At 71.4% G+C, this 19,363-nt stretch carries 18 protein-coding genes; 12 read left to right on the top strand and 6 right to left on the bottom strand.

Features of this window, described 5'->3' with window-relative positions:
• Positions 1 to 24 precede the first annotated feature (24 nt).
• The 8 genes from ACQUST_RS10270 (at position 25) to ACQUST_RS10235 (ending at position 8,187) form a co-directional block, all read left to right on the top strand.
• Positions 25 to 822: a 2-amino-3,7-dideoxy-D-threo-hept-6-ulosonate synthase gene (locus tag ACQUST_RS10270; protein ID WP_435127915.1), complete on the top strand. Its 798-nt coding sequence runs from the start codon at positions 25 to 27 to the stop codon at positions 820 to 822.
• 321 nt (positions 823 to 1,143) lie between these two features.
• Positions 1,144 to 1,932 carry an SDR family NAD(P)-dependent oxidoreductase gene (locus ACQUST_RS10265; protein ID WP_435127913.1) on the top strand — a complete coding sequence of 263 codons (789 nt, stop codon included), beginning with the start codon at positions 1,144 to 1,146 and terminating at the stop codon, positions 1,930 to 1,932.
• A 158-nt stretch (positions 1,933 to 2,090) separates the two neighbouring features.
• Complete coding sequence (locus ACQUST_RS10260; protein WP_435127911.1) at positions 2,091 to 3,290, top strand: 3-dehydroquinate synthase II; 1,200 nt, start codon at positions 2,091 to 2,093, stop codon at positions 3,288 to 3,290.
• A 93-nt stretch (positions 3,291 to 3,383) separates the two neighbouring features.
• Entirely contained in the window at positions 3,384 to 5,141 is a 1,758-nt protein-coding gene (gene pyk / locus ACQUST_RS10255) for a pyruvate kinase (protein WP_435127909.1), read from the top strand.
• Between the two features lie 135 nt (positions 5,142 to 5,276).
• Positions 5,277 to 5,471 (top strand): DUF7312 domain-containing protein, encoded by a 195-nt coding sequence (locus ACQUST_RS10250; RefSeq protein ID WP_435127907.1) that lies wholly within the window; start codon positions 5,277 to 5,279, stop codon positions 5,469 to 5,471.
• Between the two features lie 21 nt (positions 5,472 to 5,492).
• Positions 5,493 to 6,239 (top strand): NfeD family protein, encoded by a 747-nt coding sequence (locus tag ACQUST_RS10245; RefSeq protein WP_435127905.1) that lies wholly within the window; start codon positions 5,493 to 5,495, stop codon positions 6,237 to 6,239.
• Positions 6,240 to 6,307: 68 nt separating this feature from the next.
• Complete coding sequence (locus ACQUST_RS10240; protein ID WP_435127903.1) at positions 6,308 to 7,498, top strand: SPFH domain-containing protein; 1,191 nt, start codon at positions 6,308 to 6,310, stop codon at positions 7,496 to 7,498.
• Between the two features lie 77 nt (positions 7,499 to 7,575).
• The gene (locus ACQUST_RS10235) at positions 7,576 to 8,187 is read left to right on the top strand and encodes a winged helix-turn-helix transcriptional regulator (protein WP_435127901.1); all 612 of its coding nucleotides are present in this window, start codon (positions 7,576 to 7,578) and stop codon (positions 8,185 to 8,187) included.
• A 4-nt stretch (positions 8,188 to 8,191) separates the two neighbouring features.
• Here ACQUST_RS10235 and ACQUST_RS10230 read toward each other — a convergent pair whose 3' ends face one another.
• Positions 8,192 to 8,473, bottom strand: a complete 282-nt coding sequence (locus tag ACQUST_RS10230; protein ID WP_435127899.1) for a DUF7123 family protein — start codon at positions 8,471 to 8,473, stop codon at positions 8,192 to 8,194.
• A gap of 219 nt (positions 8,474 to 8,692) precedes the next feature.
• Here ACQUST_RS10230 and ACQUST_RS10225 point away from each other — a divergent pair, with 219 nt between their 5' ends.
• Positions 8,693 to 10,711 carry a flippase-like domain-containing protein gene (locus ACQUST_RS10225; protein WP_435127897.1) on the top strand — a complete coding sequence of 673 codons (2,019 nt, stop codon included), beginning with the start codon at positions 8,693 to 8,695 and terminating at the stop codon, positions 10,709 to 10,711.
• A 102-nt stretch (positions 10,712 to 10,813) separates the two neighbouring features.
• Here the strand turns inward: ACQUST_RS10225 and ACQUST_RS10220 are convergent, their stop codons facing one another.
• Together ACQUST_RS10220 and ACQUST_RS10215 are read right to left on the bottom strand one after the other, a co-directional pair.
• On the bottom strand, positions 10,814 to 11,389 hold the full coding sequence (locus ACQUST_RS10220; RefSeq protein WP_435127895.1) for a DUF84 family protein: 576 nt from the start codon (positions 11,387 to 11,389) through the stop codon (positions 10,814 to 10,816).
• A 63-nt stretch (positions 11,390 to 11,452) separates the two neighbouring features.
• Entirely contained in the window at positions 11,453 to 12,340 is an 888-nt protein-coding gene (locus ACQUST_RS10215; protein ID WP_435127893.1) for a helical backbone metal receptor, read from the bottom strand.
• A gap of 181 nt (positions 12,341 to 12,521) precedes the next feature.
• Between ACQUST_RS10215 and ACQUST_RS10210 the strand changes: the two genes are divergently transcribed.
• Together ACQUST_RS10210 and ACQUST_RS10205 are read left to right on the top strand one after the other, a co-directional pair.
• Positions 12,522 to 13,508, top strand: coding sequence for a transcription initiation factor IIB (locus ACQUST_RS10210; protein WP_435127891.1), 987 nt, complete (start codon positions 12,522 to 12,524; stop codon positions 13,506 to 13,508).
• 166 nt (positions 13,509 to 13,674) lie between these two features.
• A complete protein-coding gene (locus ACQUST_RS10205; protein ID WP_435127889.1) occupies positions 13,675 to 14,364 on the top strand; it encodes a type I 3-dehydroquinate dehydratase in 690 nt (229 codons plus the stop codon).
• On the opposite strand, the gene ACQUST_RS10200 is transcribed toward ACQUST_RS10205, so the two are convergent.
• A complete protein-coding gene (locus ACQUST_RS10200) occupies positions 14,361 to 14,972 on the bottom strand; it encodes a cysteine hydrolase family protein (RefSeq protein WP_435127887.1) in 612 nt (203 codons plus the stop codon). The two genes, ACQUST_RS10205 and ACQUST_RS10200, sit on opposite strands and share 4 nt — an antisense overlap.
• Positions 14,972 to 15,784, bottom strand: a complete 813-nt coding sequence (locus tag ACQUST_RS10195; protein WP_435127885.1) for a YqcI/YcgG family protein — start codon at positions 15,782 to 15,784, stop codon at positions 14,972 to 14,974. The genes ACQUST_RS10200 and ACQUST_RS10195 overlap by 1 nt, the downstream gene beginning before the upstream one ends.
• Positions 15,785 to 15,954: 170 nt before the next feature.
• Between ACQUST_RS10195 and dnaG the strand changes: the two genes are divergently transcribed.
• Positions 15,955 to 17,481, top strand: coding sequence for a DNA primase DnaG (dnaG, locus tag ACQUST_RS10190; RefSeq protein ID WP_435127883.1), 1,527 nt, complete (start codon positions 15,955 to 15,957; stop codon positions 17,479 to 17,481).
• 97 nt (positions 17,482 to 17,578) lie between these two features.
• Here the strand turns inward: dnaG and gpmI are convergent, their stop codons facing one another.
• Positions 17,579 to 19,120 (bottom strand): 2,3-bisphosphoglycerate-independent phosphoglycerate mutase, encoded by a 1,542-nt coding sequence (gpmI, locus tag ACQUST_RS10185; RefSeq protein WP_435127881.1) that lies wholly within the window; start codon positions 19,118 to 19,120, stop codon positions 17,579 to 17,581.
• Positions 19,121 to 19,363 lie beyond the last annotated feature (243 nt).

Genomic DNA, 19,363 nt, shown 5'->3' with positions numbered 1-19,363 from the left:
CCCTTGGCAGACTCCCACACACTCATGGAACACGCAGGACTCGCCGCTCGACTCGACCGCATCTCCACAGACGACCGCATCCTCATGGTCCCGATGGACCACGGCGTCACGCTCGGCCCCGTAACCGGGCTGAAAGACCTCGAAGGCACCGTCGACGCCGTCACCCGCGGCGGCGCCGACGCCGTCCTCACCCAGAAGGGCGTCGCGCCGCGCGTCCACCCGAACCTGAACGGCGCCGGCTACGTCGTCCACCTGAACGGCTCCACGGTCGTCGGCCCGGACTCCAACGACAAACGGATGACCGGCACCGTGAAGGGCGCGCTGCGCGCCGGCGCCGACGCCGTCTCGATGCACATCAACGTCGGCTCCGCCTACGAGCCGAAGCAGCTCGAACAGCTCTCCCAGCTCACCGAAGACGCCGGCGACTACGGCGTCCCGACGATGGCGATGGCGTACGCCCGCGGCGAGAACCTCGAGGGCGACGACCCCGAACACGACGCCGAGTACCTCGGCCACGCTGTCCGCATCGCCGAGGAGTGCGGCGCCGACGTCGTGAAAACCGCCTACTCCGGCGACGCGGACAGCTTCCGGCACGTCGTCGAGGCGACGCGGCTCCCCGTCATCATCGCCGGCGGGTCCCCGTCGGGCGACCGGCGGACGCTCGAAGACGTCCGCGGCGCGATGGACGCCGGCGCCGCAGGCGTCTCGATGGGCCGCAGCATCTTCCAGCACGACGACCCCGAAGCCATCGCCCGCGCCGTCTCCGCCGTCGTCCACGACGACGCCGACGCCGAAGACGCACTCCACCTCGCCGGCCTCTAAGCCCGCCGCGACGACCCCGGCGCTCTTCTCGAACGCGACGCCGACCCCGACCGCGACAGTAACGACGAAGCTAACTCCGAGAGCAACGACGACGCTAACTCCGAGAGCAACGACGACGCTAACTCCACAGCGACGACAACGACCCGAGGAAGCCGGTTCGGCGCGCGGCGGCCGTGCTGCGTCGCGGCCGCGAGCGCGCGAGGGGCGACCGAGGCGCAGAGCGCCGAGGGAGTCGGCCGGGGAGGGCGAGGCGCGTCGCGGACCGGGCGGCCGGCGCCGGCGGCCACCAACCGTTTCAGCCGCGCGGTCGCAGCGCCAGCCATGGGAGACGCGACGTACGACTTCACGGACGAGACGGTCGTCGTGACCGGCGGCAGCTCCGGCATCGGCCGCGCAATCGCGGAGCGGTTCGGCGACGCCGGCGCCGTCGTCGTGAACGCCGACGAGCGCGAGACGCCGAAAGACGAAAACGAGACGACGCCGACGCACGAACGCATCGAGGCGGCCGGCGGCCGCGCCGAGTTCGTCGAAACCGACGTCTCCGACCCCGAACAGGTCGAGTCCGTCGTCCGCGGCGCCCGCGAGTTCGGCGGCGTCGACGTCCTCGTCAACAACGCCGCCATCTACTTCTCCGAGCCGCTGCTGGAACTGGAGCCGGACGAACTCGACCGGCTGCTGTCGGTGAACGTCCGCGGCTACTTCACGGCGCTGCAGGCCGCCGCCCGCGACATGGTCGAACGGAACCAGCCCGGGTCCATCGTCAACATCGCCTCCATCAGCGCCAGCCACGCCCAACACGACCAGGTGCACTACGACGCCTCGAAAGGCGCCATCCGAATGCTGACCCGCGGCGCCGCCCTCGAACTCGCCGAGTACGACATCCGCGTGAACGCCGTCGCGCCCGGCCAGATCGCGACCGAGTTCTTCGAGGGCTGGACCGAAGGCGCCATCGAAGGCGCCCGCGAAGGCGACTTCATCAAGCCGGTGCCGCTCGACCGCGCCGGCCTCCCCGAAGACATCGGCGGGCCGACGCTGTTCCTCGCCAGCGACGACGCCGGCTACGTCACCGGCGCGATGCTGTACGTCGACGGCGGCTGGCAGGTGCTGTAAGCCGCCACAGTACCTCCCCGCCGCAGCACCGCCGCGCAGTACCGACGCCCACAGTACCGCCCCGTCTCAGCACCGCCGCAGCACCGCGGCCGCACCGCTACCGCGCGGCGTTGACGTATCCGCCAACTTGAAGCGCACACCACGTGTGAGGTGGCACAATGACAGGAAAGCGGAGCGTCTGGCTTCGTGCCGACGACGGCGTAGGCGACTGGGAGCAGCGAAAGCGACGAATCACCGCCGGCCTCGAAGCCGGCGTCGACTGGGTGCTCGTCGACGAGCGCGACGTCGCGAAGGTCCGCGAACTCGGCGACGTCAACGTCGCGGCGTTCCGCTCCGACGCCGACGTCGACGTCATCGGCGAAGCGGAAGACGGCGAACCCGGCGACGACGCCACCGCCGACGCCTACATCGTCGGGAAGGACGGCGAAGGCGACGGCACCGTCGACCTCCCCTCCGACTTCTCCGGCTCCGCCGACCTGACGACGCTCCGCCGCGACGACAACCGCGCGCAGGGCGCGTACGTCCGCATCTTCGACGAGGACTACGAGGCGTTCGCCGAGGAGGCCGCCCGCGACGCCGACTTCCTCATCACGGTCGGCGAGAACTGGCAGATAATCCCGCTGGAGAACCTCATCGCCCGCATCGGCGAGGACACCACGCTCATCGCCGGCGTCACCGCCGCCGAGGAGGCCCGCACCGCCTTCGAGACGCTCGAACACGGCGCCGAGGGCGTCCTGCTCGACACCGACGACCCCGACGAGATCCGGTCGACCGTCGACGTCCGCGACGAGGCCGAACGCGAGACGCTCGACCTTCGGTACGCCACCGTCACCGCCGTCGAACGGACCGGCTCCGCCGACCGCGTCTGCGTCGACACCGGCAGCATCATGGACCACGACGAAGGGATGCTGGTCGGGTCGATGAGCCGCGGCCTGTTCTTCGTGCACGCCGAAACCGCGGACTCGCCGTACGTCGCCTCCCGGCCGTTCCGCGTGAACGCCGGCGCCGTCCACGCCTACGTCCGCACCCCCGACGGCGGCACCAAGTACCTCTCGGAGCTCCAGTCCGGCGACGAGGTCCAGGTCGCCGACACGAACGGGAAGACCCGCGAGGCCATCGTCGGCCGCGTGAAAATCGAGAAGCGCCCGATGTTCCGGGTGCAGGCCGAAGTCGAAACCGCCGACGGCGTCGACCGCATCGAGACGCTCATCCAGAACGCCGAAACCGTGAAAGTCGCCACCGAGACGGGCCGGAAGGCCGTCACCGACCTCGCCGAAGGCGACGAGGTGCTCGTCTACTACGAGGACGTCGCGCGCCACTTCGGCGAAGCCGTCGAGGAGTCCATCATCGAGAAGTAACCGGGCCGGGTTCCTCGACGCTCCTCGATTCACTCGGTTCCGAGTCCAGTCGTCGCACCTTTAAGGCGGCGCGGCGGGAAGGTCCCGCCAAGAATGCGACGAGCGAAAATCGTCTGTACGCTCGGCCCCGCCTCCGACGACCGCGACGCGATTCGGTCGCTGGCCGACGCCGGCATGTCTGTCGCACGGTTGAACGCCAGCCACGGCGACACCGACCACCGCGGCGACGTCATCGACCGCATCAGCGCCGTCGACGACGCCTCGGACCGCCCGCTGGCCGCGATGCTCGACCTGCAGGGGCCGGAGGTCCGCACCGCCGAAATCGACGAGCCGATCCGGCTCGAAACCGACTCCGAGGTCGTCTTCGTCGAGGCCGACACCGCCACGCCGGACCGCGTCGGCGTCAGCCACGCCATCGACGCCGCGGGCCCCGGCGACACCGTGCTGCTCGACGACGGCCGCATCGAAGCCACCGTCCGAGAAGTCACCGACGACGGCGTCGTCGCGCACGTCAACTCCGGCGGCGAACTCGGCTCCCGGAAGGGCGTCAACATCCCCGGCGTCGACCTCGGCCTCGACACCATCACGGACGCCGACGAGGCCGAACTCGACCTCGCCGCCGAGAAACACGTCGACTTCGTCGCCGCGTCGTTCGTCCGGGACGCCGAGGACGTCTACGCCGTCGCGGACGCGCTGGAGGCGCGCGACGCCGGCGACATCCCCATCGTCGCGAAAATCGAGCGCGCCGGCGCCGTCGAGAACCTCGACGGCATCGTCGACGCCGCCTACGGCGTCATGGTCGCCCGCGGCGACCTCGGCGTCGAGTGCCCGCTGGAGGACGTCCCGATGATTCAAAAACGCATCATCCGGACCTGCGTCGAGACCGGGACGCCCGTCATCACGGCGACCGAGATGCTCGACTCGATGGTGCGCGCCCGACGCCCGACCCGCGCGGAGGCCTCGGACGTCGCGAACGCGGTGCTCGACGGGACGGACGCCGTCATGCTCTCCGGGGAAACCGCGGTCGGTGACCACCCGGTCCGCGTCGTCGAGACGATGGACCGCATCGTCCGACAGGTCGAGAACAGCGACGAGTACGACGAGACCCGCGAGAGCCGCGTCCCGTTCGCCGACGAGGACTCCCGGACCGAGGCGCTCGCCCGCTCTGCGCGCTACCTCGCCCGCGACACCGACGCCGCCGCGGTGGTCGCCGCCAGCGAATCCGGCTACACGGCGCGGAAGACCGCGAAGTTCCGGCCGGCCGTCCCCGTCGTCGCGACGACGCCGAGCGACCGGGTCCGCCGGCAGCTCGCGCTGTCGTGGGGCGTCCAGTCGGTGTACGCCGACTACGCCGCCGGCATGGAGCAGGTGATGGACAACGCCGTCTCCGCTGCGCTCGAAACCGGCGCCGCCGACTCCGGCGACACGCTCGTCGTGCTCTCCGGCATGATGACGGAACTGGAGGGGACGAACACGACGAACACGCTGAAACTCCACGTCGCCGCCGAAACCGTCGCGACCGGCCGGCACGTCGTCGGCGGCCGCGCGGCCGGCCCGCTCGTCCGCGTCGACGACGGCGACCTCACGGAGTTCCCGGCCGGCGGCATCGCCTACCTTCCGAGCGGCTTCGACGCCGAGTTCCGCGGCGACACGTCGAAACTCGGCGGCATCGTCGACGCCCGCAGCGGCATGACCGGCTACCCCGCCGTCGTCGCCCGCGAAGTCGGCGTCCCGATGGTGTCGGGCGCCCCGCTTCCGGACGACCTCGCCGACGGAACCGTCGTCACGCTCGACGCCGAGCGCGGCGTCGTCTACGAGGGCGACGTGACGACCGCCGCCCGGAAACGCTGAACCGCCAGCCAGGCAGACGGAGCCGCCGTCCCCCGACCGCCGCGCGGCCACCCGCCGCACACCTCCCGACCGCCGCGCAGTCCCTCCGTTCCGCTCCCCGACACGTCTTTACCGGTCGCCGCGCAAGACTCTGCCATGAGTGAACGCCGCGACGACCGCGACGACGACGGCGACTGGCGGTTCTCGGTGGAAGACGTCGGCGAGAACGGCATCGTCGGCCGGGAGCCGGAGCCGATAGAGCCGGAGTCCATCAGCGCGGAGAACGCCGTGTTCGTCGCGGTCGGCGTGCTCGGCACGCTGCTGCTGTTCGCGTCGGCCACGCTTTTGTAGCCGGTCCCCCCAACGCCGGGTATGGCTGACCAGTCGCCGCTCGCCGCCGTCGCCGGAACGCTGCTGCAGAGCGGCCCGCTCGGCCCCGAAACGCTGCCGCTGCTCCTCGTCGCCGCCGGACTCGTCGTCTCCATCCTGGAGGCGCTGGCGCCGGGCGCACACCTCGTCGTCGTCGGCGTCGCGCTGCTCGCCGCCGGCCTCGTCGGGCTGCTGCTCGGCCCGGTCGCCGGGCCGTTCGTGCTCGGCCTGCTGGTGCTCGTGTTCGGCGCGCTCGCCTTCTACGGCTACCGCGAACTCGACGTCTACGGCGGGAAGGGGCAGGCGCAGACGTCGGATTCGGGGTCGCTGCGGGGAGCGACCGGCCGGGTCACCGAGACCGTCACGCCGACCGGCGGCCAGGTGAAACTCGACGACGGCGGCTTCAGCCCGTACTACTCCGCCCGCAGCGTCGACGGCGAAATCCCGGAGGGCGAGGAGGTGATGGTCGTCGACCCCGGCGGCGGTAACGTCGTCACCGTGGAGTCGCTCGCCGGCGGCGTCGACGACATCGACCGCGAACTCGCACGGGAACGAAGCCGCCGCGACGAGGAACGCGACGGCGACCGCGACTCCGACGCGGAGGGCGACGCCGACGCGGAGAACGACGTCGACGCGGACGGCAACGCCGACGCGGACAGCGACACTGACGCGGACAGCAACGCCGACGCGGACAGCGACAGCGCGGCGCACAACGACGTCGACGCGGAGCGGGAACTGGAGCGCGAGTAGCCGCCGGCGCCCGGCCGCTTCCTATCACCGACCGAACGCTTAAGCCGTGAGCGCTGAACGTCGTACGCATGGTTCCCGTACCACTCCAGGCCGCCGAACTCGGGGCGGCGCTGGTCGGACTGCTGTTCCTGCTGGTGGTCATCGTCGCGGTGTATCAGGCAATCGTCATCGTCGACGCCTACGAGAAGAAGGCGCTGACGGTGTTCGGCGAGTACCGGAAGCTGCTCGAACCGGGCATCAACATCGTGCCGCCGTTCGTCTCGCGGACGTACACGTTCGACATGCGGACGCAGACGCTCGACGTGCCGCGGCAGGAGGCCATCACCCGCGACAACTCGCCGGTGACGGCCGACGCCGTCGTCTACATCAAGGTGATGGACGCGAAGAAGGCGTTCCTGGAGGTCGAAGACTACAAGACCGCGGTGTCGAACCTCGCGCAGACGACGCTGCGCGCGGTGCTCGGCGACATGGAGCTCGACGACACGCTGAACAAGCGCCAGGAGATCAACGCCCGCATCCGGAAGGAGCTCGACGAGCCGACCGACGAGTGGGGGATTCGCGTGGAGAGCGTCGAGGTCCGGGAGGTCAATCCGAGCCAGGACGTCCAGCAGGCGATGGAGCAGCAGACGTCCGCGGAGCGCCGCCGCCGCGCCATGATTCTGGAGGCGCAGGGGGAGCGCCGCTCCGCCGTCGAGTCCGCCGAAGGGGAGAAGCAGTCGAACATCATCCGCGCGCAGGGTGAAAAGCAGAGCCAGATTCTGGAGGCGCAGGGCGACGCGATTTCGACGGTGCTGCGCGCGAAGTCCGCCGAGTCGATGGGTGAGCGCGCCATCATCGAGAAGGGGATGGAGACGCTCGAAAGCATCGGGCACGGCGAGTCCACGACGTTCGTGCTGCCCCAGGAGCTCACCAGCCTCGTCGGCCGGTACGGCAAGCAGCTCACCGGCAGCGACGTCCAGGAGTCCGAGGGGCTCGACTCGCTGGAGTTCGACGAGGAGACCCGCGAGATGCTCGGGCTCGACGACATCGAGGAGATTCTCGGCCAGATAGACGAGGCGGCCGAGATGGACACCGAGCAGCTCGAACAGGAGGCCGAGGCCGTGAAGTCTGGCGACATCACGGAGGACATCAAGTCCGCCGACGAGGTCATCGCGAGCGCGGACGCCGAGGACAAACGCGACATCAAGTCAGCCGACGAGGTCGTCGACGGCAGCACCGGCGGCGACGACGACGCGGAGACGGAAACCGAGACGGAGTAGGGCTGACGCCGGGCCTCCGCGGTTCGGCGGGTCGCGTGAACGGAACCCTTTTCTCTCGCACATCGCTACGTGAGGCTGTGACACGCGAGGTGGACGCGGACAAGCGCGCGACGCTCCGCCGGTTCGCGGCGCTCGGTGCGGCGACGCCGCTGGTGGCGAGCGGCCGGGCCGCCGCCGACGACGGGGACGACTCGGCGGTCAGGGACGCCATCCGCGGCTACCTCTCGACGACGCCCGGCGCGCACTTCTCGAAGCTCCGCGACGACCTGAAACTCGGGACCGGCGAGGCCCAACACCACCTCCGGCGGCTGGAGTCCGACGGCGAGGTGTCGTCGTTCAAGGACGGCGACTACCGGCGGTTCTACCCGGCCGACCGGTTCACGGGCTTCGAGAAGCGCGCGCTCGGCTACCTCCGCCGCGACACCGCCCGCGGCCTGCTGCTCGAACTGCTCCGCGACCCGTCGGCCTCCGGCGCCGACGTGGCGCGCGCGCTCGACGTGTCGCGGGCGACCGTCTCGAACTACGTCGGCGAACTGGACGCGGCGGGGCTGCTCGACCGCAACGACGGCTACCGGGTCGTTCAGCCGGAGACCGTGATTTCGCTGGTCGTGCGCTATGCGGACTCGTTCGGCGCGGACGCCGTGGCGTTCGCGGACGACGCCGCGCAGTTCATCAGCTACGACCGGTAGCGGCTCACGCCGTCACCATCCAAGTGGTGCCGGAGCTGTACCCCCACTTTTCGACGTCGACGTCGACGTCGCTCTCGCAGATGGCAGTCATGTTCGCGCCGACCTCCTTCGCGGTCATGCCGAGGTCCTCGGCGATGAGCCGGGACTTGAAGTACGTCTGCTGGCCGACGTTGTCGCGGAGGTAGCCGAGGATGCGGACCTGCTTGTCGTTCAGGTTCGCCGCGGCGTCGACCGCTGCGTCTGCCGCGTCCGCGTCGACGACGTCCGAAACTCCGATGGCGCTCATACTCGTTCGGAGGCGCCTCACCGATATAGGGGGTTTGGTACACCGAGTTAACACGCCGCCGTCCCGCGGTTTTCGCGGTGTTCGTCGGCGCGGGGCGGGCCTGGGGCTTCCGCGGGGGTACAGTCGTCAAACACGCCGCGTCGCCTCCGGGTGTCCGTGGAGTACGGCGACTGCCCGATGACAGAAGGTACTTACGCGGCGGACGGCCTGTTTGGGCTAATGAGTCGGACGCGCGGCGAGGACGACGACCCCACCGGAGTCAGTGGGTCCGACGCGGCAACGGGCGCCGCGGGGGTCGGTGGGTCCGACGCGGCAACGGGCGCCGCGGGGGTCGGTGGGTCCGACGCGGCAACGGGCGCCGCGGGGGTCGGTGGGTCCGACGCGGCAACGGGCGCCGTCTCGGTCAGCGTCGTCCTGCCGGCTTACAACGAGGAGGCCACCATCGAGGAGACGGTTCGGCGGACCGTCGAGACGCTGTCGTCGTTCCTCGCGGACGACGACTTCGAGGTCATCGTCGCCGAGGACGGCTGCGAAGACCGGACGCCCGAAATTGCGGACCGCCTGGCCGACGAGGACAGCCGCGTCAAGCACTTCCACAGCGACCGGCGGCTCGGCCGCGGCGGCGCGCTGGAGTTCGCGTTCGAGCGGGCCGCCGGCGACGTACTGGTCTACTTCGACACGGACCTCGCGACAGACCTGAAACACCTGGAGGAGCTGGTGGACCGGGTCCGCGGCGGCGCGGACGTCGCCACCGGGTCGCGGTGGATGCCGGAGAACGTCGCCGACCGCCCCGCGAAACGCGGCGTCCCGTCGCGCGGCTACAACCTCCTCGTGCGGACCGTGCTGCGGTCCGACCTGCGCGACCACCAGTGCGGCTTCAAGGCGCTGTCTCGCGAGGCGTTCGAGCAGCTGAAAGACGACGTCGAAGACGACCACTGGTTCTGGGACACCGAACTGCTGGTGCGCGCCCAGCGCACCGGCCTCGACGTCGAGGAGTTCGCGGTCGACTGGACGCCGAAGGGCGACTCGAAGGTCGACCTCGTCCGCGACGTCTTCGGGATGGGCAGTCAGATTCTGCGGCTGTGGTGGCAGCTGTCGGTGTCGCCGCGCATCACGCGGCGGCGCACCGTCGGCGCCGGCATCGCGCTGACGCTCGTCGCGCTCGCGCTGATGACGCTGTATCTCGACCCGTCGGACGTGCTCGCGGCGTTCCGCGACGCCGACCTGACGCTGGTCGCGGCGGCGGCGGTCGTGTACGCCGTCTCGTGGCCGCTCCGCGGACTCCGGTACCGCGACATCCTCTCGGAGCTCGGCTACCGCGAGTCCGCCGTGTTTCTCACCGGCGCCGTCTTCATCAGCCAGACCGGGAACCTCGTGTTCCCGGCGCGCGCCGGCGACGCGGTCCGCGCGTACGTCGTGAAGGCGCGCCGCGGCATCCCGTACCCGACCGGGTTCGCGTCGCTCGCCGCCGAACGGGTGTTCGACCTGCTCACCATCACCGGGATGGCCGGCGCCGTGCTCGTCGGGCTGCTCGTCACCGGCGGTGCCGGCGACCTCGCGGCCGCGGTCTCCGGGAACGTCGCCGGCGGCGGCGTCGTGACCCCCGGCGCGGTCCGCACCGCCGTCCGGGTCGCCGCCGCGGTCGGCGTCGCCGCCGCGGTCGGCCTGCTGGTCATCGTCGCCTCCGCCCGCACGGACCGGAACTTCGTCCGCGACGTCGTCTCCCGGTTCTCCTCGGACTCGTACGTCGACTACGTCGTCGGCGTCGTCGAGGAGTTCGTTGCCGGCGTCCAGACCGTCGCCGGCCGCCGCGGCTCGTTCCTCCGCGTCGGCGGCGCCAGCGTCGTCGTCTGGACGCTCGACGTCGTCACCGCGCTGCTCGTGCTCGCCGCGTTCCCCGACGCCGCGGCCGCGATGACTACGGTGCAGCTCGTCGCCGTCGGCTTCTTCGCCGTCTCCGTCGGCAACCTCGCGAAGGTGCTGCCGCTCACGCCCGGCGGAATCGGCCTGTACGAGGCCGCGTTCACGGCGTTCGTCGTCGCGCTCGGCGGCGTCGCCGCGCCCGTCGCGTTCGCCGCAGCCGTCCTCGACCACGCCGTCAAGAACGCCGTCACGGTCGTCGGCGGCGTCGCGTCGATGCTCGGCCTGAACGTCTCGCTCACCGCCGCCGTCGACGAAACCGAGGAGTTCGACGAGGACGTCGACGCCGCCGAACTCGAGCCGTCGGGCGACGACTGAGGCGTCGGAGGCGACCTGGGCGACAGGGAGGAGAACGACGGACCCGGTCGGCGCGTCGCGGTCGGTTCGTCGCGGTCGGCGTGTGGCGGACGGCCGGTCGCGCTAGTCGTCGTACAGGTCGGTGACGAACGGGCCGAGGGCGCCGGAGACGGCCGCGGCGAGCGCGTCCGCGCGGTCGACGCGGCCGCCGGTGAGCGCGCCGGCGGCGCCCTGGTTCTTCGCGACGTCGGACTCGCCGAGCACGTCGTCCATCACCGGGCCGAGTTCCTCGCCGCCGCGGACCCGGTCCGCGATTCCGGCCGGGAGGACGAGGCTCGGCCCGGTGCCGTCGCCCCAGCGGTCGCCGTCGGTGACCGCCGCCCACATCACGAGAAACAGCGGCGCGTCGGCGCCCCGCCGGTCGGCACCGCCGCCCGCGTCGCCGCCGACGCCCGCGTATTCGGCGACGCCGCCTTCGATGCCGACGCCGACGTCGTACCCCTCTTCGACCACGGCTTCGGCGCGGTTGCGGGCGCCGCGGCGGGTCTCGCCGTGGCCGGTCGGCTGTTCTGATACGCCCGACGGAACTGGGCACGCTTCGACCGTCGCGGCCGCCGAAACGTCGTCGTCGGCAGCCTCGACGGCCTGCACCGTCGCGTCTCGCTTCACCGGGTTCCCGGAGCCGACACCGATTCGCATGGGCGGTGGTGCGTCGGCGGCGACGAGTCCCTTGCGGTCCCGGACGGAATCGGCGGCGAGCGATCAGCCGTCGTAATCGTCGACGTTCGGGTCGACGCCGTCGGGGTCGACGCCGTGGAGGATGCGCGCCAGTTCCTCGATGCCGTCGACGAGCCGCGGGCTCGGCTGGTTCAACAGCGTGTCGTCGACGACGTGGACCTCGGCGTCGACGTCCCAGCCGCGTTCGTCGAACGTCGCCGGGTCGGACTGCGCCCCGCGGCCGCAGACGTGGATGACGCCGTACGCCGGGTCGGCGTCGAGCACCTCCTGCTCGTCCACCTCGCGGCTCCGGTCGCCGGCGTCGACGAACGGGGACCGGCCGCCGGCGGCCTCGACGGCGTCCGGGACCCAGTTCCCGGCGGCCATCGGCGGGTCGCTCCACTCCTCGCAGTAGACCACCGGGCGCTCCTCGGGGTCTTCGGGGACGGCCTCGCGGACGCGGTCGACGCGGCGGCGACAGTCGGCGGCGACGGCAGCGGCGGCGTCGGGCCGGCCGACCGCGGCGCCGACGGCTTCGATGGCGTCGAACACGGCCGGGAGCCGCGTCGGTTCGACGTGGTGAACCGGGAGGCCGCGCTCGCGGAGCGCCTCGGCGGTGTCGCGCTGCAGCGGGTCGCACGTCAGGACGGCGTCCGGGTCGAGCGCGGCGACGCGGTCGAGGTCCGGGTTCGGCCAGCCGCCGACGATTTCGGGTTCGGAGTCGGGGTCGCCGTGGGTTGCAGCGTCGAGGGCGACGTCGTCACGGGCGGCGTCCTCGCCCGCGTCGACGTCGCTGTGACTGCCCGCGTCGACGTCGCAGTGGTGGGTGACGCCGACGAGCGCGTCCGCCGCGCCGATGGCGCGGAGGGTCGCCGTGGCGCTCGGTGCGAGCGAGGCGACGCGGGACGCCGCTGCCGCAGGGTTCTTCTGCATCCGTCGGTTACGCCTGGTACAGCCTCACACAAATAGGTGCCGTCGGACGGTTCCGTGACCCGGTGACGGCGTGGAGGCCGCTCCGCCCAACACCGTTTAATTTAAGTCTTTCTCCCATCTCTGTGGGGTACAGACTGACCTGGGCTTTTTTCGCGGCCACCCAGGGAGCACCCGCCCCACGATGAGCGAGAGAACACACACCCGACACCCAGCAGCGAACCGAGAACGAGCGGACGAACAGCAGACCGAACAGGAGACGGAGGCCGACGAGGGGCTGAGCTGTCCCGAGTGCGGCGGCCACGTCATCCAGGACGAGGAGCACGGCGAAACCGTCTGCGCGGACTGCGGGCTCGTCGTCGAGGAGGACTCCGTCGACCGCGGCCCCGAGTGGCGCGCGTTCGACGCCGCCGAGAAGGACAAAAAGAGCCGGGTCGGCGCCCCGACCACGAACACGATGCACGACAAGGGGCTGTCGACCAACATCGACTGGCGCGACCAGGACGCCTACGGCCGGTCGCTCGGCTCCCGCCAGCGTCAGAAGATGCGGCGGCTCCGCAAGTGGAACGAGCGGTTCCGGACGCGCGACTCGAAAGAGCGGAACCTGAAGCAGGCGCTCGGCGAAATCGACCGGATGGCGTCCGCCCTCGGCCTCCCGGACAACGTCCGCGAGACCGCCTCCGTCATCTACCGCCGCGCGCTCGACGAGGACCTCCTGCCGGGCCGCTCCATCGAGGGCGTCTCGACGGCGTGTACGTACGCCGCCGCCCGGATGGCCGGCGTCCCGCGGAGCCTCGACGAGATCGCCGACGTCTCCCGCGTCAGCAAAGACGAGGTCGCGCGGACGTACCGCTACGTCGTCCGCGAACTGAAACTGGAGGTGAAGCCCGCGGACCCCGAGCAGTACGTCCCGCGGTTCGCCTCCTCGCTCGACCTCTCTGACGAGTCGGAGATGCGCGCCAAACAGCTCCTCCGGAACGCGAAAGAGCAGGGCGTCCACTCCGGCAAGTCGCCGGTCGGGCTCGCGGCCGCCGCCGTCTACGCCGCCGCGCTACTCACGAACGAGAAGACGACGCAGGCGGCGGTCTCGGAGGTCGCGGACATCTCCGAGGTCACCATCCGGAACCGCTACCACGAGTTGCTCGAAGCCGAAGAAGGCCTCGTCGCGTAGTCGCGCAGTCACGCAGTCACGCAGTTACGTCGTCGAGTAGCTGCGTAGCCGCGTCCCGTGGCTCGGCCTCGACGCACCACCGAACGGCGTTCTCCGGTCCGTTTCTCCGCCCCGTCAGCGTTGGCGACGCCGAGCCAGTTTTGAGGCGGCACGTGGAACGACGCCTATGGACTTCGACTCGTTCACGCTGGCGGCCGCCACCGACGACCTCGCGGCGGAGCCGGCCGCCCGCGACGACGCGGACTGCGTCGAGTTCCGGATGGACCTCGCGGCGGACCCGCTCGACGCGCTCGCCGGCTACGACGGGGAGCTGCCGCTGCTCGTGACGAACCGGCCGCGGTGGGAGGGCGGCGAGTCCGCGCCGTACAGCCGACTCGACGCGCTCGCCGAGGCCGTCGAACACGACGCCGTCGAGGCGGTCGACGTGGAACTGGCGACGCTCCGCGGCCGCCCGGCGGGGACCAACGACGTCGACCCGGCGGAACTGGTGGCGGCCGCGCGGGCGAACGACGCCGCCGTCGTCGCGTCGGTTCACGACTTCGACGGGACGCGGTCGCCGCGGACGCTCGACGCGCTGCTCCGCGCCGCGGCGGCCGCCGGCGACGTCGGGAAACTGGCGGTGACGGCGCACGACCGCGGCGACGCCCTCGACGTCCTCGCGGCGACGCACCGCGCCACCGCCCGCGGCGACCGCGTCGCGACGATGGCGATGGGCGACGCCGGCAAGCACACCCGGGCCGTCGCGCCGGTGTACGGCTCCCGCATCGGCTACGCTCCGGTCGACGCCGCGGACGCGACCGCCCCGGGACAGTTCGACCTCGCGTCGCTCCGCCGACTCGTCGACGACCTCGCCTAGTCCTCGCCGCCGGTGGCGTCCGCGTCGACAGCGGAATCCGCGTCGCCGGCGCTGTCCGGGAGCGAGGAGAGCACGCCGTCGGTGTCGCGGACGGCGGCGAACTCGCCGCGGAGGTGTGCGAGCGCGGTCCGGTGAACCGTCTCCGGGTCGAACGTTTCGCCGTCGTACTCGCGGGGATGCGTCGCCGTGGCGTCGGCGACGACGGTCGGTGCGAAGCCGAGGTTCTCCGCCATCCGGGTCGTCGTGGAGACGCAGTGGTCCGTGGTGAGCCCGGCGACGACGACCGCGTCGTGGCCGGCGTCGCGGAGCAGGGATTCGAGGTCCGTCCCGACGAACGCCGAGTTCACTCGTTTCACGAGGCTCGGTTCGTCGTCGGCGGGACGCAGCCCCGGCTTGAACGCGAAGCCGTCGCGGTCGGCGCGCAGCGGCGAATCCGGCTCCGTCGAGTCGTGCCGGACGTGGACGACGTCGCCGCCGCGGTCGCGCCACTCCGCGAGCAGCCGCCGCGCGTTCGCCTCGGCGTCCGGGTTGTTCCGGTCGCCCCAGCCCGGGTCGTCGAAGCCGGTCTGGAAGTCCACGAACAGCAGCGCGGGGAGGGGGTCCGGCATCAGTCGGCTCCCGCGGCCGGTGGCTCGTCGCCGTCGAGCGCCGTGACCTCCGGCGTCACCGTGAGCGGGCACTCGTCGGGGAACTGCGACTCGTCGGCCGAGAACAGGTACTGGCGCCACTCGCGGTCGCCGTCGACGCCCCAGTCGCCGAGGTCCGCGTGCGGGCAGACGCCGTCGTAGTCGCCGAGCCGGCCCTGGATGACGTCGCGGGCGTGCTGGCCGGCTTCGGTGTCGTGCGTCAGGCCGTCGAAGACGGAGCGCGGCTGGAAGGTGGTTTCGAGGCTGACCGGGCAGTACCGGCTCTTCCGCTCCTCGTAAAACGGTGCGCGGCAGGTCGGGAACAGCGGTTCGCCGCCGAAGCAAAACTCGAAGTACGGGTCGTCGGGGTCGGTCGGGATGTCGTCGGGCCACGGCTCCGGATCGTTGACGTGGAGGAACTGGAGGACGTGCCACATCGCTTCGTGCCAGTCCGCCTCGGTGAGCGACGCCACGTCGTCCGGCGGCGCGAAGAAGACGACGAGCGGCGCGAGGTCAGCGTGGTCCTCGTAGACGTCGAGGTACTCCAGAAGCGCGTCGCGGAGGCCGAACAGCGCGTCCGGGTCGGTGAGCGAGGGGACGGCGGTGTACAGCAGGTCGCCGCGCTGGACGGCGTTGGTACCGAAGTGACAGGGGAACGGCGTTCCGTTTCGTTCGCCGGTGAGCGCACCGGTGAACGTCTCGAAGTGCCGGACCACCCAGTCGGGGGCGCCGGCGGCGACGCGGTCGGCCATCGTCTCCTGGTCGAGGAGCGACGTGAGGCCGGCTTCGTTCACGCCTGTCAGTTGCCGCAGGGGTCGATGTGTCTTTCGCCCGGCCGCAGGAACTGCCCGTTCGTCCACCCGGCGGTACGATAGGTATTTGCGTCGCCGACGCCTTATATAGCAGACGGTGACTCCCGTCACCATCACCTCACCATCATCACACCCCGACGAGGGGATTTCACATGGACGACTCAGCCAAATACCTGATTCACGCACGCATCACCGCGGACGGCGTCGTCGAGCGCAGCGACGTCGTCGGCGCGGTGTTCGGACAGACGGAAGGACTGCTCGGCGACGAACTGGACCTCCGCGACCTCCAGCAGCGCTCGAAGGTCGGCCGCATCGACGTCGACGTCGACTCCGAGAACGGCCAGAGCTTCGGGCGGCTCACCATCGCCTCCGGACTCGACAAGGTGGAGACGTCGATTCTGGCGGCGAGCCTCGAAGCCATCACCCGCGTCGGGCCGTGTGAGGCCCGCGTCGAAGTGACCGACATCGAGGACATGCGGGCCGCCCAGCGCCGCGAGGTCGTCGACCGCGCGAAGGAGCTGCTCAACGACTCGTTCGACGAGTCCGTCATGGACTCGAAGGAGATCCTCGACGAGGTCCGCGAGGCCCACCGCGTCGACCGCATCGACGAGTACGAGGGGCTCCCCGCGGGGCCGCGCGTCCGCGACTCGGACGCCGTCATCGTCGTCGAGGGGCGCTCGGACGTGTTGACGCTGCTCCGGTACGGCATCAAGAACGGCGTCGCCGTCGAGGGGACGAACGTCCCCGACGCCGTCGCCGACCTCACCGGCGAGCGCACCGTCACGGCGTTCCTCGACGGCGACCGCGGCGGCGAACTCATCCTGCGCGAACTCGCACAGGTCGGCGACGTCGACTACGTGGCGTTCGCGCCCTCGAGCCGCTCCGTCGAGGACCTGGCACGGCACGAAGTGATGGCGGCGCTCCGCGAGAAGATGCCGCTCGACGCCGTCGACCTCGGCGGCTCGTCCCCGGCCGACGAACGCACCGGCTCCGCCGACCGCGACGCGGACCCGGACGCGGACCCGGACGCGGACTCGGACTCGGACGCGGACGGCGACGCAGCCGACGACGCCGGCGAGGGTGCGGACGCGACGCCCGGAATCGACCGGTCGGTCGCCGTCACGACTGGCCGCACTGCGCCGGCCGAATCGTCCGAGTCGTCCGAATCAGCCGATTCCGCGACGAAAGCCGCCGAGCCGACCGCTGACGCCGCCGCTGAGGCCGCCGCGAACGGCGCCGCAGCCACCGCCGCTGCGTCGGAACAGCGCCGAGGTTCGCAGACGGAGTCGGCCGAGTCAGCCGAGTCAGCCGAGTCAGCCGAATCCGCCGAGTCAGCCGAATCCGCCGAGTCAGCCGAATCCGCCGAGTCGACGTCCGAGCCGTCGACGCTTCGGGAACACGTCCGGGAGGTCGTCGACGCGGAGTCGAACCGGGCGCGGCTGCTCGACGCGGACTACGGCGTGCTCGCCGAGGTGCCGGCCGCCGAGGCGTTCGACGCGGTCAGCGACGCCGACGAGGCGCCGTTCGCGCTGGTCGTCGACGGCGAACTGACACAGAAGGTGCTGGACGTTGCCGCCCAGCGCGGCGTCTCACAGGTCGTCTGCGCGACCGAGGGCGACTACGTGAAACGCCCGGCGTCGGTCCGCGTGCTCACCGCAGAGCAGCTCAGCGCCGTGTGAGCCAGCCCAGGCGGCTGCGTCGCCGCCGCAGCAACGTCGACGCGGCGACACCGACTGCGTCGACGCCGACCGCGGGCGGCCCGTTCCGTTTCTCACTTCACAGCGTCCGGTCGTCCAAAAGCAGCGACTCGCCGGTCATGGCGTCCGGCTCGTCGACGCCGACGAGTTCGAGCAGCGTCGGCGCGATGTCGACCAGCGACCCGCCCGAGCGGACGCTGCGGCCGCCGGCAGTGCCGTCCGGGGCGACGTAGACGAACGGGACGGGCGCGAAGGTGTGAGCCGTGTGCGGGTCCTCCGCGGTCCCCATGTCGTCGGCGTTGCCGTGGTCGGCGGTGACGAGCAGGTGGCCGCCGGCGCCGCGGACGGCGTCGGCGAGCCGGCCGAGTTCGCGGTCGACGGCCTCGACTGCGGCGACCGCCGCGTCGAAGTCGCCGGTGTGGCCGACCATGTCCGGGTTCGCGTAGTTCAACACGAGCACGTCCGGGTCGTCGGCGTCGATGGCCGCGAGCGCCGTGTCGGTGACCTCGGCGGCGCTCATCTCCGGCGTCTCGTCGTACGTCGGGACGTCCGGGCTCTCGACGATGCGGCGCTTCTCGCCGTCGAACTCGACTTCGCGGCCGCCGTTCAGGAAGTAGGTGACGTGCGCGTACTTCTCGGACTCGGCGACGCGCAGCTGTGTCAGGCCGGCCGCCGCGAGCACCTCCCCGAGCGTGTCCTCCGGCTGGTGGGGCGGGAACGCGACCGGCAGGTCGAACGTCGCGTCGTACTCCGTCATCGTGACGAGTTCGACGTCCGGCGGCGCCGTCTCGACGCCCTCGGCCGCCCAGTCCTCCGGCCAGATGTCGGCGAGGAGCCGAGTGAGCTGGCGGGCGCGGTCAGACCGGAAGTTGAAGAAGACGGCGCTGTCGCCGTCGGTCAGCGCCGGGCGGTCGTCGACGAGCGTCGGCTCGACGAACTCGTCGGTGTCGCCGCGGTCGTAGCTGTCCGTCACCGCGTCGACGGCGGAGTCGGCTTCGTGGGGCGCCTCGCGGTTCACGATGGCGTCGTACGCGAGTTCGGTGCGCCCCCAGTTCTGGTCGCGGTCCATCGCGTAGTAGCGGCCGGAGACGGTGGCGACGTCGCCGGTGCCGTGTTCGTCGACGGCGGCTTCGAGGTCGCGGAGGAACCGCTCGCCGGACTGCGGCGGGGTGTCGCGGCCGTCGGTGAACGCGTGGGTGACGGCGTCGACGCCGCGGTCCGTGGCGGCCTCGATGAGCGCGTGGAGGTGCCGCTGGTCCGAGTGGACGCCGCCGTCGCTGACCAGCCCGAGGAAGTGGACGCGGCCGCCGGTGTCGGCGGCGTGGTCGAACGCGCGGCTGATGGCGTCGTTGTCGGCGAACTCGCCGGCGTCGATGGCGTCGTTGATGCGGGTGTACTCCTGGTAGACGGTGCGGCCGGCGCCGATGTTGACGTGGCCGACCTCCGAGTTCCCCATCTGGTCGTCCGGGAGGCCGACGTCGCGGCCGTACGCGGTGAGCGTGCCGAACGCGCCGGCGCCGCGGAGCCGGTCGAAGTTCGGCGTCTCCGCCGCCGCGACCGCGTCGCGTCTGTCGTGGTCGCCGAGCCCCCAGCCGTCGAGGATGACGAGCGCCGCCTTCATACCTGTCCCGTCCGCCGCCCGCCAAATCACTCCGTCGGTTCCGCCACCGGCGCACCCCGGTCCGGCGTCGGCCGCGTCGGCTCCCCGACTCTCACACCGGCCCCGCGTCGGCTCTGACACCGACCCCGCGTCGACTCCCACATCGGCCCCGCGTCGACTCCCACACCGGCTCCCGCACCGCCTCCGCGCCCGAACAGTTCAATCAATCGATGGGAAGGGCGACGGGATAATCAGTCCGGGGGC

Origin of the sequence: Halobaculum sp. D14, from assembly GCF_051195135.1 — an archaeon.
Classification (GTDB): domain Archaea; phylum Halobacteriota; class Halobacteria; order Halobacteriales; family Haloferacaceae; genus JBNTKA01.
This window is presented reverse-complemented; position numbering and strand designations above follow the sequence as displayed.

What these genes read in the sequence shown, in the direction of transcription:
- ACQUST_RS10265 (WP_435127913.1), top strand. Translation starts at nt 1,144, where the DNA reads ATGGGAGACGCGACGTACGACTTCACGGACGAGACGGTCGTCGTGACC.
- gpmI (WP_435127881.1), bottom strand. Translation starts at nt 19,120, where the DNA reads ATGAAGGCGGCGCTCGTCATCCTCGACGGCTGGGGGCTCGGCGACCAC.
- ACQUST_RS10260 (WP_435127911.1), top strand. Translation starts at nt 2,091, where the DNA reads ATGACAGGAAAGCGGAGCGTCTGGCTTCGTGCCGACGACGGCGTAGGC.
- ACQUST_RS10200 (WP_435127887.1), bottom strand. Translation starts at nt 14,972, where the DNA reads ATGCCGGACCCCCTCCCCGCGCTGCTGTTCGTGGACTTCCAGACCGGC.
- dnaG (WP_435127883.1), top strand. Translation starts at nt 15,955, where the DNA reads ATGGACGACTCAGCCAAATACCTGATTCACGCACGCATCACCGCGGAC.
- ACQUST_RS10250 (WP_435127907.1), top strand. Translation starts at nt 5,277, where the DNA reads ATGAGTGAACGCCGCGACGACCGCGACGACGACGGCGACTGGCGGTTC.
- ACQUST_RS10270 (WP_435127915.1), top strand. Translation starts at nt 25, where the DNA reads ATGGAACACGCAGGACTCGCCGCTCGACTCGACCGCATCTCCACAGAC.
- ACQUST_RS10215 (WP_435127893.1), bottom strand. Translation starts at nt 12,340, where the DNA reads ATGCAGAAGAACCCTGCGGCAGCGGCGTCCCGCGTCGCCTCGCTCGCA.
- ACQUST_RS10220 (WP_435127895.1), bottom strand. Translation starts at nt 11,389, where the DNA reads ATGCGAATCGGTGTCGGCTCCGGGAACCCGGTGAAGCGAGACGCGACG.
- ACQUST_RS10240 (WP_435127903.1), top strand. Translation starts at nt 6,308, where the DNA reads ATGGTTCCCGTACCACTCCAGGCCGCCGAACTCGGGGCGGCGCTGGTC.
- pyk (WP_435127909.1), top strand. Translation starts at nt 3,384, where the DNA reads ATGCGACGAGCGAAAATCGTCTGTACGCTCGGCCCCGCCTCCGACGAC.
- ACQUST_RS10245 (WP_435127905.1), top strand. Translation starts at nt 5,493, where the DNA reads ATGGCTGACCAGTCGCCGCTCGCCGCCGTCGCCGGAACGCTGCTGCAG.
- ACQUST_RS10210 (WP_435127891.1), top strand. Translation starts at nt 12,522, where the DNA reads ATGAGCGAGAGAACACACACCCGACACCCAGCAGCGAACCGAGAACGA.
- ACQUST_RS10205 (WP_435127889.1), top strand. Translation starts at nt 13,675, where the DNA reads ATGGACTTCGACTCGTTCACGCTGGCGGCCGCCACCGACGACCTCGCG.
- ACQUST_RS10230 (WP_435127899.1), bottom strand. Translation starts at nt 8,473, where the DNA reads ATGAGCGCCATCGGAGTTTCGGACGTCGTCGACGCGGACGCGGCAGAC.
- ACQUST_RS10225 (WP_435127897.1), top strand. Translation starts at nt 8,693, where the DNA reads ATGAGTCGGACGCGCGGCGAGGACGACGACCCCACCGGAGTCAGTGGG.